The following is a 12,432-nucleotide window of genomic DNA, read 5'->3' as shown; positions in this document are numbered from 1 at the left end:
GCTTACTGAAAGTCCCGCGATGAGCACCCCCACAACGACCCACGCCTCCTCCTCTGTCGAACTGCTGGCTTCGGACCTGAACGCCCAGGGCGGCGTCTACTGCCCCAGCCCCAAGGCCGACATGAAAATCTGGAATAGCCACCCGAAGGTTTACCTGGACGTGGCCCGAACCGGCCAGGCCAAGTGCCCGTATTGCGGCACGGTTTACGCGCTGAAAGCCGGCGAGCACTTCGGCGGACATCACTAATCGCGGTCGCCTTTCATTCTGATGGGCAGCTTCAAACATCACAGCTATTTTGTAAAAGAGAAACACGTTCAAGGTGTTCTCTTTCCGCACGCCTGCCTGGACTGCCGAAAGACATTCAAAAAACCGCGGAGTGTGACCGCCCGCTTATGCCCAGAATGTGGCGGCCAGCTCGTCGTTTTGAGCCGCAAATTCTCGGCACCTAAATCCCGCGATACCCGGCAGTGGGAAAAAGTAAGATTCCTGGTAATCAACGGATTTCTTTTTCAGCCCGTTCGGGAAGGCAACGAAACTGTCCGTTATCCAAAGACATTGGACGAGGCGAGAGAATTTGTCGCCAAGTATCGCAAGCAGGCCATCCCGTGCGCTCGCAAAGATTTTGATGTTGCCATCCTTCGCAATGAGCCATAAATCCGACGACAGATCTGGCTCACAGGGTGCAATTCACTCGCTCGTGATCGCACCTCAGTGGATTGGTGACGCCGTCATGACCGAGCCGCTCATGCGCCGCTTGCATGCGCGCGGCGAACGCCTCACGGTAGGTGCCTTGTCCTGGGTGGCGCCGGTTTACCGGGCGATGCCGCAGGTGGCCGATGTCATTGAATTTCCCTTTGCACACGGCGGCTTGCAGTTCCGCGAACGTCGCGCGCTTGCCAGGCGCATCGAGGGACGTTTCGACAAAGCTTATGTCCTGCCCAATTCGCTGAAAAGCGCACTGCTGCCTTTTCTGGCCAGCATCCCGGAACGCATCGGTTATTTCGGTGAAGCGCGAGTGGGCCTGCTCACGCACCGGCTCAAGAATCCGAAGAACAAGCCGCCCATGGTGGCGTTTTATTCAGCGTTGAGCGGTGGGGCGGACCTCGACAAAGACCGGCCGCAACTGCAGATGGCACCCGCTGAAATTGAGCAGGCGCTGGCTGAACTGGGCCTGCAACGCGGCGGCTATTACGTGTTTGCGCCCGGCGCCGAATACGGTCCTGCCAAGCGCTGGCCCGCCCGTCACTTTTCAGAACTCGCCGCGCGGCTGGCTTTGCCGGTAGTGTTGCTGGGCTCCGGCAAGGAGGCGGCGCTCTGCGAAGAAATCGCCGCGCCCGTGAACGCGGCGCAGCCCGGCAAATGCCTGAACTTCGCGGGCAAGACCTCATTGGTGCAGGCGCTGTGCCTGATCGCCGCAAGCCAGAGCACGATCAGCAATGACTCGGGACTGATGCACGTGGCTGCGGCCTTCGGTGTGCCGCAAGTGGCGATTTTCGGCTCGTCCAGCCCCCTGCATACGCCGCCGCTAAGCGACAAGGCCACCGTGCTGTGGCTCAAAGCTGATGCCGCCTACCAGCCGCCGCTGGACTGCGCACCCTGCTTCGAGCGCGAATGCCCGCTGGGCCATACGCGCTGCCTGAACGATATGGGCGCCGAGCGGGTGCTGGCGGCGCTGCCACCGGTTCCCCGGGTGGGAAATTAGGCCGGTCAGGCGGGGAAGGCCGCCAGCGGCGAAAAACCCGGTTTGCCCTGGGTCGGCGTACGCGCCACGTTCATCACCCAGCACACCATCACAAAATAGCCGGCGAGGCTGACCAGCTCGACCACACCCTGTTCGCCGAAAGTTTTCACTGCCGCGGCGTAGGTGGCGTCGCAGCAGCCGTGCTGGCGCAGCACTTCGAACGTGAGGTCCAGCGCGACGGCCTCATCGGCGGCCAGTTCGCGCGGCTGCCTGCCTTCGGCGATCGCGTCCACAGTGGCCTGGCTCACGCCCGCAGCCACCGCCAGCGGCGCATGCATCAGCCATTCAAACTGGTTGGCGGTATGGCGGGCCGCCACGCAGGTAACGAGTTCGCGGATGCGCGCGTCCAGCGCGCTTTCAAAGCGCAGGTAAGCCCCCACGTCGCCGATGCGGCCCATGAGCTGCGGGCTGCGCAGCAGGGGAATGAACGGGCCAAACACGGCCTTGCGCGGGCCGGCGATCAGTGTGTCTGCAGCGGCCTGCTGCGCGGGTGACATGGCCTCCCGCGGCATCAGCGGCATCCGGTCTTCGGCAAGCTGGAAGAAGCCCTGGGGGACGGCGGGAGCTGGGGGTGTGGTGGCAAGGCTCATGGGGTTCCTGTGGGTGGCTGAATCCCTGAGCGTATCAAAGGGCGCGCCGCCATGTCTTCAGGCAAAAAAAAGCCACCGCGAGGTGGCTTTTGCAAACTTCTTCCGTGAGGAAGATGTCGTTGGGAATCATTGAAATGTTTCACCGACGTTTTGGTTTTTAGTCCCTTTTAGTTCCCCTTTTCCCCTATCCATTGTTGTGACAGCAACGGGAAGAAATGTCGGCGATTACACGCTGTCTGACCATTCTCCAAATAGAGGAGACCGCGCGGTTTAGTGTTGCTGGAGGCCGTACTTCGTGATTTATTTCACGTTTATGGGTGGGCGACCGGCAATTCAACAACAAAAGTCGCGCCGCCGCCAGGCCGGGCTTCGCAACGAACGCTGCCGCCATGGCGCTGGCTGATCGACTTCACCAGGGCCAGGCCGAGCCCCACGCCGCCTTCGCGTTCACTGGCGCCGGGCAACCGGTAAAAAGGTTCGAAAATGCGCTCCCGCTGCTCGGCGGGCACGCCCGGGCCGCGGTCATGCACCTTGATCACGGCTCGCTGTTTTGCGCCGGCCCGGGCCTGTGCCAGCTCGAGGTTAATCTCGCCGGTGCTATAGCGCCGCGCGTTTTCCAGCAGGTTGCGAATCAGCCGGCGCAAGAGGCGTGGAGAGCCCTGTACTGTCAGGCTGTGGCTATCGGCATCAATGCCAAGGCCGGCGCCGCTGGAATCCTGGCTCAGCTCTGCGCTCAACTCCGCATTGACGCGCGAGCATTCTTCGGCCGCCAGGCCCGTGAGGTCCAGGGTTTCAAAAGGCTCCGCGTCGGCCTGCTTGGCGTCGAGGCGGCTGGCCAGCAATATCTCGTCGATCAGCTGGTCGAGTTCGGAGATGCTGCGGGAAATTTCCTTGCGCTGCGGTGATGCGGCGTCGGTGCCCATGAGTTCCAGCCCCATGCGGATACGCGCCAGTGGTGAGCGCAATTCGTGTGACGCGTTGGCCAGCAGCGATTTGTGCGACTCCATCAGGGTTTCGATGCGCTCGGCCGCGTGGTTGAAGCGCCTGGCCAGGAAGGCCACCTCGTCCTTGCCGTCTGCGTTAACGCGGGCCGACAAATCACCGGCGCCCCAGCGCTCTACGCCGCGCTGCAGGGCTTCCAGCCGCAGCGTCAGCCTTCGCATCACGGGGTAGGCGCCCAGCGCCACGGCCAGGCCGACCACGACCAGCATCCAGCCAAAACCAAACGGAGGGCGGTTCCACGGGTTGTTGCCGGGTGGGCGTTTGGGCCGCGGCAACACCAGGTTCAGGGTCTGGCCGTCTTTGGTCAGCACGTCAAATTCCAGGCCGTCACCGGGTTTGCGGTCGGGCTTGGTTTGCGCTGTGCCGATGACTTCGCCCTTGTCGTTGTGCACCAGCACTTCGCGTATCGGCAGCTGCGGCGGGTCGGCGCTCAGGCGCCACGCCGCGCCCACCAGAAAAGTGAGGACCAGCACTGTAGCGACAACAGCCAGCCAGATTCGCACATACAGGTGCGAGGTAAAACGTCCCCACATATGGAGCTCCTATAAGTCCAATTTTCGGGCGGATGGCATCGTTGCGCGGTGCTCGGAATCCTCATGTACCCAAGTGCATTCCGGTGTCCTGCGCTCCGGGCGCCTCGCCCTGCATCCCGACAATTGCATTTCTAGGAGCTCCATAGCCATTTCCCTCCTTAGTCCTGCTGTTTGGCAAAAACGTAGCCGACGCCCCGCACCGTCAGAATGCGTTTCGGGTCTTTTGCGTCGGCCTCGATGGCGCTGCGGATGCGGCCCATGTGCACGTCGATGGAGCGGTCAAAGGCCTCGAGTTCGCGGCCGCGTACGGCTTCCATGATCTGGTCGCGGCTTAGCACGCGGCCGGCACGTTCGGCCAGCGCCACCAGCAGGTCGAACTGGTAAGACGTCAGCTCGCAGGGGTTGCCGGACACCGATACGGTGCGTGCATCGCGGTCGATCTCCAGCGAACCGAAGCGCATGACCTTGTGGCCGCCGCTGGAGGCTGCCGCACCCGTTTCGCCGCCGCGGCGCAGCACGGCCCGGATGCGCGCCAGCAACTCGCGCGGCTCGAAAGGTTTGGGCAGGTAGTCGTCAGCGCCAATTTCCAGGCCGACGATACGGTCCATCGGGTCGCCCTTGGCCGTCAGCATCAGCACGGCGGTATTGGCGTTTTCGCTGCCCTGGCCCTTGATGCGCCGGCACACTTCCAGTCCATCCATGTCGGGCAGCATCAGGTCCAGGATGACCAGGTCGGGCGTTGCGGCTTCCAGTGCTGCCAGACCTGCCGCGCCGTCGGCTGCGTGGGTAAAACCGTAGCCCGACTGGCGCAGGTATTCGCCCACCATATTGGCCAGGCGGGTATCGTCTTCAATCATCAAAAGCTGTTGGGTCATGGCTGGTCCTCGTGTGCAGGTGTTCCCCTTGGGGTGGGATCACAATGAAATTCATGGTGCGCCGGGCGCAACAATCCCGCTTGAAGCCACCGTAAAGTTACGGTAAACCGGGGCAGCGAGCCTCCAGCATACTCCGTGCACGGCACGTCCGCCATGGTGCGGAATTGCTATTGAATTAATAGCTGCTTGCGCTTATTCCTTCTGGGTTTGCGGCGTTTTAAGTCTTGAGGCAAAACCCACCAGAAGTAGCACCGGCAGGCCCAGCAGGGCCGTTGCGGTGAAGAAGTTGCTGTACCCGAAAGAGTCCACATACTTGCCCGAATAGCCGGCCAGAAACTTCGGCAGCAACAGCATCATGGAGCTGAAAAGCGCGTATTGGGTGGCCGAATAATTGATGTTGGTGAGGCTCGACAGGTAGGCGATGAAAGCGGCTGAAGCAATGCCGCTGGAGAGGTTGTCGGCCGAGATCACGAAGATCAGCGCGTTGACGTCGTGGCCCCGCGTGCCCAGCCAGGCAAACAGCAGGTTGCTGGCGGCACTCAGCACGGCGCCCAGCATCAGCACGCGCATGACGCCGAAGCGCATGGCCAGCGCGCCGCCCACGAAGGCACCGACCAGTGTCATCACCACGCCGTAAATTTTGGTCACTGCAGCTACTTCGTCTTTGGTGTAGCCCATGTCGACATAGAACGGGTTGGCCATGATGCCCATGACAACGTCGCTGATGCGGTAGACCGCGATCAGGGCCAGGATCAGCAGCGCCTGCTTGCCGTAGCGGCGCAGGAAATCGGCGAACGGGTCGACCAGCGCGGTTTTAAGCCACTCTGCAGCGTTGCGCGACGGCGCCAGCGGGCGCGGCGCTGGTTCAGGCGACAGCAGCACCGTCGCCATGCCCAGCAGCATGGACGCCGCCATGACCAGGTAGGCCACTTGCCATGCGCCGTGCTGGTAAGTGACGGCGTCGCCTGCGACTTCGGCACGCGCTGCAATCCACAACGCCCCGGCGCCGGCCCAGATCATCGCGATGCGGTAACCCGTTTGGTAGGCGGCAGCCAGTGCGGCCTGGCGCTGGATGTCGGCCGACTCGATGCGGTAGGCGTCCAGCGCGATGTCTTGTGTAGCCGACCCGAATGCCACGGCCAGTGCACACCACACGACGGGTTGCAGTGCCAGCTTGGGGTCCGTCAGTGCCATGCCGACAAGCGCCGCCACGATGACCAGCTGCGACAGCAGCAGCCAGCTGCGCCGGCGCCCAAGCAGACGCGTGAGCAGCGGAATGGGCATGCGGTCCACCAGCGGCGCCCACACCCACTTGAAGCCGTAAGCCAGCCCGACCCAGCTCAGGTAGCCGATGGTGGTGCGGTCTATGCCGGCTTCGCGCAGCCAGAAGCTCAGCGTGCCAAACACCAGAAGCAGGGGCAGGCCGGCGGAAAAACCCAAAAACAGCATGCGCAGCGTGGCGGCTTCGGCATACACGCGCCAGACATCGCGCCAGGCGGGTTTGGGTGCGGCTTTAACAGTGGGGGCTGTAGATGCCGCGCTGTGCGCAGCGACAGGGGCGGATGATGGCAGTTCGGAGGAGGGGGTTTTGTCTGACATGGGCATTTTGATTTGTGACTATTATTCACCCATGTGCTTTTTATGCGAGGCCAAACACTCTGCCTGGGCTGGCCGCCGGGCGTTCCTGCTGGCTGCCGGCGGCGCCGCAGCGACGGCCGTCACCACCCCGCTGCTTGCGCAGGTTGATGTCGGGCCGTCATCGGGGCTGCGCAAGCTGATCCCTGCCGAGGAACTGGAAAACGCCGCCACGCAGGAATATGCCAAGCTGCTGGCGGAGGCAAAGTCCAAAGGGGCGCTGGCGTCGCCGGGCAATCCCCAGCTGCAGCGCATACGCGGCATCGCTACCCGGCTGGTGCCGCAGGCCGCACAGTGGAACGACCGTGCCAACCAGTGGCGCTGGGAGGTCAACCTGCTCGGCAGCAAGCAGATCAACGCCTTCTGCATGCCCGGAGGCAAGATTGCGTTCTACACGGGCATCATCGATCAGCTCAAGCTCACCGACGATGAAATTGGAATGATCATGGGCCACGAAATGGCCCATGCGCTGCGCGAGCATGCACGTTCCCGCATCGCCAAGAGCGCGGGAACCGGGCAGCTGCTCTCGCTGGGTGCGCAATTGCTCGGCCTGGGCCAGCTCGGCGACGTGGCTGCCAACATCGGCACCCAGCTGCTGACGCTGCGCTTCAGCCGCGAAGACGAGACGGACGCCGACCTCGTGGGTCTGGAGCTGGCCGCGCGCGGCGGCTATAACCCGCAGGCATCCGTCAGCCTCTGGGAAAAAATGGCGCAGGCTGGTGGCGGTGCCGGCGGTCCGAGCTTTCTTTCTACCCATCCCTCCGGTCCTGAGCGCATCCAGCAACTGCAGGCCAATGTGCCCAAGGTGCAGGGTCTTTATCAACGCGCGCGCGGCTGATCTGGCCCCTGGTGACCGGTTTGACGCAGCGCGCCGCATTCTTCACGCGCGCCTGGTGGCGGGGCTTCCGGCCGGGACGCACCCGCATCAACTCTCGCGAGCGACTGCGCATTGTCGTTGGGTCGCTGCTGGGTATTTTCGTGACGGGGCTGCTGTGCCACCTGGCTGACCGGATGATGCCGGGCCTGCCCTGGCTGGTGGCGCCGCTGGGCGCCAGCGCCGTGCTGGTGTATGCCGTGCCGGCCAGTCCTATGGCGCAGCCCTGGAATGTGGTGGGCGGTAATACCCTGTCGGCGCTTGCCGGCATTGCGGGCGTGCATGGCATGCATCTGCTGGGCTCGCCGGCGCTTGCGGCCGCAGTGGGCGTGGCCACGGCCATCGCGCTCATGCTGGCGTTGCGCTGCCTGCACCCGCCGGGCGGCGCCACTGCCTTGATGGTGGTGCTGGGCGGAGTTTCCGACCCGCTGTTTGCCTTCTATCCCGTGATGCTCAACTCCGTGCTGCTGGTGGCGGTCGGCGTCGCCTACAACAACGCCACGCGCAGGGCCTATCCCCACACCCAATTGGCCCCGCCGGGCCCCGCGCCGTCCGTAGAAGACCAGTTGCTTGATGCGGATCTGGACGCCGTACTGGCGCGCTACAACCAGGTGCTGGACGTCAGCCGCGACGACCTCAAGACCTTGCTGGCCGAAACCCGGCTGCGCGCGTACGACCGCAAACTGGCGGAAGTCCGCTGCGCCGACGTCATGTCGCGCGATCTCGTCACGGTGGAATTCGGCACTCCGCTGGAAGAGGCCTGGGCCCTGCTGAGGGAGCGCCGCATCAAGGCCTTGCCGGTGGTGGACCGCAGCTTCCGCATCGCGGGCATCATCACGCAGGCCGACTTCATGCGGGCGGCTGAACTCGATTTGTACGAAGGCTTTGACGCCAAGTTGAGGCAGCTGGTGCGCACCACGCGCAGCGTTTACTCCGACAAACCCGAAGTCGTGGGCCAGATCATGACCCGCAACGTGCGCGTAGCGGGCATGCACCGGCGGCTGGTGGAGCTGGTGCCGCTGTTCGGCAGCACCGGTCACCACCACATTCCCATCATCGGGGAGGGAGAGCGGCTGGTGGGAATTATTACCCAGTCTGATGTGATCGCTGCGCTGGGGCGGGCTGCCGATCCATCGGCTTGATGCGCGCGGCGGCCCCAATGATTGAATGCTAATGTATTTAGTTTCCGCGTAGATTCAGGGGTTTTTGCGATAAAGCAGGCTATAAGAATTAATTATTCATCGGTACAGATGATTCGCTTCTGACATCCCGCCGCAAGCGGTGCACCCCAAGGCGAAACCTCGTACTTGTCCTACGCTGCGTTTTGGCACCTGCGCCGTAAGATAAGCCGCATGTGCTTTCTTCTTCATCAAGTGCAACATGCGTGCCCGCGCGGCTTGCATGCCAAGGCGACTTCGGGGCTGGTCACCAGCTTCTCCCGCGGCACCGCATCAAATAGCGCATGGCTGGCGCCAGCTTTCCGGATGCCATGACGCAACCCAACCCGGCCCTGCTCGCATTTCTGGAGGAGCAGCGCGCCGATTACACCCGCTCGTTGCCGCGTCGTCTTGAGCAGGTGGAGGCCTTATGGCAACAAATTCTCAACGGCGACGATCTGGCGCAGGCTCTGCCAACCCTGGAACGCCATGCGCACAGCCTGGCCGGATCTGCGGCAACCTTCGGATGGGCCGACCTCGGTCTTGCGGCCCAGGCGCTGGAACTGGCCATAGAACCTCATGTCGGTGCCGGCCGGCCGCTTTCGCCGCAGGTGCAGGCCGAAGTCGGACGGGCAGTTAAGGCACTGCAGCAGCGCTTTCCCGGTACTGCGTGAACGCCTACGATCAGATCGCACAAAATGTCCATGTTTTCCTCCAACGCTTTTCTGGTCAAGATCAAAATCGCATTGGCTGCAGGCCTTGTGCTGATGATGGTTGTGGGTGCGGCCTCGTACATCGGCATCGACCGCCTGATTGAAACGGCGCAATCCCGGGTGCGCACGGAAGACACGCTGGTGATGCTCGAGCGTGCGGACTCCGGCCTCCGCACGGCCGAGTCCACATTGCGACAGTATCTTCTGAGCGGCAGCCCCCAGGAGCTGGAGGAGTTCCAGCGGGCTCGGGTCGAGTTGCGCGCGATCAGGGCACGCATGCGCAGCGCCAACGTGCTGCAGGAGGCCGTAGAGTTTGACGAACTGATCAACCAGCGCGCCCAGATCGCGAACCAGTCCATCGCGGCGCGCAAGGCGTCCGGCCCCGAAGCCGCTGCGACCGTTCTCGGCAGTGATGCCAGCCGGCAATTGAGGCTGCGCACCGACGGGTTGCTGGAAAACGCGCGTAATCGCGAGGTCCATAAGTGGCGTGACGCGCAGGCCGCGGCGGAGCATAGCGCCCAGTGGGCTCAGGGCTTCATCATCGCGGGAAACCTGCTGTTTGCCTGCATGCTGGCCTGGATGGTCTATGTGGTCAAGCACTATGAGCACGTGCGAAAACGCGGCGAGGAGCAATTGCGAGACACAGAAGTGATGAGCCGCAGCATTACCGAGGGTATGGTCGAAACGGTGATCACCACCACGTCCGACGATATCGTTCTGGAGGCCAACGCGGCGGCTTTGCAACTCTTTGGGTACGAGAAAAGCGATCTGATCGGCCGTGACGTGTCGGAATTGGTGCCGCCGCGGTTTCGCCAGCAATACAAGGATTTCACTTCCATGATGCGGGAGCAGCCGGAAACGTTCCGGATATCCGGGCAGGAAGTGCGCGCCATGCGCAAAGATGGCAGCGAGTTCATGGTCAGTGTGTCTTTTAGTGATGTGCAGGTCGGCGGCCGCCGCCTTTTCACCGCGTTGATGCATGACATTACCGAGAGCAAGCGCATCAGCAAGGCCTTGCGGGCGAGCGAGTCCCAGCTGCGCCAGGTCACCGATACGGTGCCGGCCCTGATTGCTTACCTCGATACGGAGCAGCGCTTTCGCTTTCACAACCGCGCTTACGAAGCTGCTTTCGGCCTGAGCTTCGAGCAGATCGACGGGCACCCCCTGGCTGAAGTGCTGGGTCCGCAGATTTACGAAACCGTCCGGGAGAAAGTGGAAGAAGTGCTGAGCGGCAAGCCGGTCCGCTACGAACGCACCCAGGTGACGCCGCAAGGCGAGCGCAGGCACTTCGCGATGCAGTATTTCCCCCGCTACGGCGAAGGCGCCGCCAAAGACAAGGTCATCGGGTTCTTCTCAATGGGCACGGACATCACCGAGCTCAGGCGTATCGACCGCATGAAGACCGAATTCGTATCCACCGTCAGCCACGAGCTGCGCACGCCGCTGACGTCCATACGCGGCTCTCTGGGGCTGATTTCCGGCGGCGTGGCCGGTGAGCTGCCTGCGGCGGTGAAGAACCTGGTGGGCATTGCCCAAAGCAACTGCGAGCGCCTGATCCGGCTGATCAACGACATCCTGGACAGTGAAAAAATCGAGTCCGGCAAATTGCGCCTGGACCTGCAGGTGGTGGACCTTCGGCAACTGGTGCAGCAGGCGCTGGTCGCCAACGAGGGCTTTGCCGGCCAGCACCGGGTGGACCTCGTGTTGCGGGCGCCTGACGTCGCCCTGCAGGTGCGGATCGACGCCGATCGCATGACCCAGGTTTTGACCAATCTTCTGTCCAACGCGGTCAAGTTTTCGCCGCCGGGCAGCCCGGTGGAGGTCAGGCTGTCAAGGTCGGCGCAGCGCGTTCGCGTCGAGGTGGTTGATGTCGGCCCCGGCATTCCCGAGGAGTTCCACGGTCGCATTTTCCAGAAATTCTCGCAGGCAGATTCTTCCGACACCCGGCAAAAAGGCGGAACCGGCCTCGGCCTGAATATTTCTCGCGCGCTGGTGGAAAAGATGGACGGCACGATCGGCTTCAGCAGCGCGGAAGGCGTGGGAACCACCTTCTTTTTTGAGGTGCCGGAATGGACCAACCCGGTGCCACTGCTGCAACCCGTGCGGATACAGCCGGCTGTTTCAACCCGGCCTCGCATCCTGATCTGCGAAGGCGATCCCGACGTGGCCAGGCTGATCAGCATGATGCTAAGCAAGGCCGGGTTCGACTCCGATATGACACACAGCGCGGAGCAGGCGCTGGCTTGCCTGGCAGCCAACAGCTACGACGCGGTGACGGTAGACCTGAAACTGCCGGGGCAGAACGGCGTGGCCTTTATCGGCCAGCTGCGGGAGGATGAAAGAACCCGCCACCTGCCTGTTGTGGTGATCTCGGCCATGGCCGAGCAGGGGCAGTTGCAGTTCAACCGCAAGCCGCACACGGTGTCGGACTGGCTCAAGAAACCCATTGACGAGCGGTTGCTTATTCACAGCTTGCGACGGGCCGTTGTCAGCGTGGATGAAGGCAAACCGCGCGTTCTGCATGTCGAAGACGACCAGGATATCCAGCAAATCACGGCCGCCATTGCACAGGATTTTGCGACCTTCGAATTTGCCACAACGCTGGACGAGGCTCGCGCCCTACTGCGCCAGCATTCATTCGACCTGATCCTGCTGGACCTGTCGCTCGGCAGCCATTCGGGCTGGGACCTGTTCGAGGATATCGACGCCCTGGATCCGCGTCCGCCGGTGATCGTGTTCTCGGCCGGCGACGTAAACCCGGCAGATGGCAAGCAGGCCGATGCGGTGCTGGTCAAGGCCCATACTTCCAATACCGAACTGCTCAATACAATCCAGCGTGTGCTCCAGATTCCCGCCGACTACCGCCCCACCCAATCCCAACCCCTGATCTGATCATGACCAAACCACTGACCCGTATCCTGTATGTCGAAGACGAACCCGACATTCGTATGGTTGCGCAGATGGCGCTGGAAGCCGTAGGCGGCTTCACCGTTATCGCCTGCGCTTCGGGCCAGGAGGCGCTGGATGCCGCACCGGGCGCCGGCGCCGACCTGCTGCTGCTGGACGTGATGATGCCCGGCATGGACGGGCCCAGCACGCTCAAAGGTCTTCGGGCATTGCCGGCCACGGCCGACACGCCGGTGATTTTCATGACCGCGAAGGTGCAGGCTGCAGAGGTCGCGGTGTACAAGGGCCTGGGCGCCATGGAGGTGATCCCCAAGCCGTTTGACCCGATGGAGCTGTCTAGCCAGATCCAGCGCATCTGGGCAGCACAGTAGAGCCCCCACGGTGGAGTAGAGCCCCCACAGTCG

12 protein-coding genes are annotated in these 12,432 nt (G+C 62.9%); 8 read left to right on the top strand and 4 right to left on the bottom strand.

Translation table 11 applies throughout. The features are described 5' to 3' along the window. The first annotated feature begins 19 nt into the window (after nucleotides 1-19). From AC1DVV_RS19990 to waaF, 3 genes are read left to right on the top strand one after another with little or no spacing between them, the layout of a single operon-like run. On the top strand, nucleotides 20-247 hold the full coding sequence (locus AC1DVV_RS19990) for a zinc-finger domain-containing protein (RefSeq protein WP_477667557.1): 228 nt from the start codon (nucleotides 20-22) through the stop codon (nucleotides 245-247). Nucleotides 248-268: 21 nt separating this feature from the next. Beyond that, nucleotides 269-655 (top strand): hypothetical protein, encoded by a 387-nt coding sequence (locus AC1DVV_RS19985; protein WP_457281722.1) that lies wholly within the window; start codon nucleotides 269-271, stop codon nucleotides 653-655. Further along, nucleotides 645-1,703 carry a lipopolysaccharide heptosyltransferase II gene (gene waaF / locus AC1DVV_RS19980; protein ID WP_457281721.1) on the top strand — a complete coding sequence of 353 codons (1,059 nt, stop codon included), beginning with the start codon at nucleotides 645-647 and terminating at the stop codon, nucleotides 1,701-1,703. The genes AC1DVV_RS19985 and waaF overlap by 11 nt, the downstream gene beginning before the upstream one ends. A gap of 5 nt (nucleotides 1,704-1,708) precedes the next feature. On the opposite strand, the gene AC1DVV_RS19975 is transcribed toward waaF, so the two are convergent. The 4 genes from AC1DVV_RS19975 to AC1DVV_RS19960 all read right to left on the bottom strand — a co-directional run bounded on the left by AC1DVV_RS19975 (nucleotide 1,709) and on the right by AC1DVV_RS19960 (nucleotide 6,347). Further along, nucleotides 1,709-2,332 carry a carboxymuconolactone decarboxylase family protein gene (locus AC1DVV_RS19975; protein ID WP_457281720.1) on the bottom strand — a complete coding sequence of 208 codons (624 nt, stop codon included), beginning with the start codon at nucleotides 2,330-2,332 and terminating at the stop codon, nucleotides 1,709-1,711. A gap of 311 nt (nucleotides 2,333-2,643) precedes the next feature. Further along, nucleotides 2,644-3,867 (bottom strand): ATP-binding protein, encoded by a 1,224-nt coding sequence (locus AC1DVV_RS19970; protein ID WP_457281719.1) that lies wholly within the window; start codon nucleotides 3,865-3,867, stop codon nucleotides 2,644-2,646. 158 nt (nucleotides 3,868-4,025) lie between these two features. Continuing rightward, nucleotides 4,026-4,742, bottom strand: a complete 717-nt coding sequence (locus AC1DVV_RS19965) for a response regulator (protein ID WP_457281718.1) — start codon at nucleotides 4,740-4,742, stop codon at nucleotides 4,026-4,028. Between the two features lie 192 nt (nucleotides 4,743-4,934). Next, complete coding sequence (locus AC1DVV_RS19960; RefSeq protein ID WP_457281717.1) at nucleotides 4,935-6,347, bottom strand: AmpG family muropeptide MFS transporter; 1,413 nt, start codon at nucleotides 6,345-6,347, stop codon at nucleotides 4,935-4,937. A gap of 25 nt (nucleotides 6,348-6,372) precedes the next feature. On the opposite strand from AC1DVV_RS19960, the gene AC1DVV_RS19955 reads away from it, so the two are divergent. The 5 genes from AC1DVV_RS19955 (at nucleotide 6,373) to AC1DVV_RS19935 (ending at nucleotide 12,399) form a co-directional block, all read left to right on the top strand. Then, nucleotides 6,373-7,215, top strand: a complete 843-nt coding sequence (locus AC1DVV_RS19955) for a M48 family metallopeptidase (RefSeq protein WP_457281716.1) — start codon at nucleotides 6,373-6,375, stop codon at nucleotides 7,213-7,215. 20 nt (nucleotides 7,216-7,235) lie between these two features. Then, on the top strand, nucleotides 7,236-8,393 hold the full coding sequence (locus AC1DVV_RS19950; RefSeq protein ID WP_457281715.1) for an HPP family protein: 1,158 nt from the start codon (nucleotides 7,236-7,238) through the stop codon (nucleotides 8,391-8,393). Nucleotides 8,394-8,713: 320 nt separating this feature from the next. Next, nucleotides 8,714-9,082, top strand: a complete 369-nt coding sequence (locus AC1DVV_RS19945) for an Hpt domain-containing protein (RefSeq protein ID WP_477667555.1) — start codon at nucleotides 8,714-8,716, stop codon at nucleotides 9,080-9,082. Nucleotides 9,083-9,106: 24 nt separating this feature from the next. Further along, on the top strand, nucleotides 9,107-12,013 hold the full coding sequence (locus tag AC1DVV_RS19940; protein WP_477707243.1) for a PAS domain S-box protein: 2,907 nt from the start codon (nucleotides 9,107-9,109) through the stop codon (nucleotides 12,011-12,013). A gap of 2 nt (nucleotides 12,014-12,015) precedes the next feature. Then, a complete protein-coding gene (locus AC1DVV_RS19935; RefSeq protein ID WP_457281712.1) occupies nucleotides 12,016-12,399 on the top strand; it encodes a response regulator in 384 nt (127 codons plus the stop codon). Nucleotides 12,400-12,432: the final 33 nt, after the last annotated feature.

The sequence above is a fragment of the Polaromonas sp. P3_B4 genome, assembly GCF_056402835.1.
This window is presented reverse-complemented; position numbering and strand designations above follow the sequence as displayed.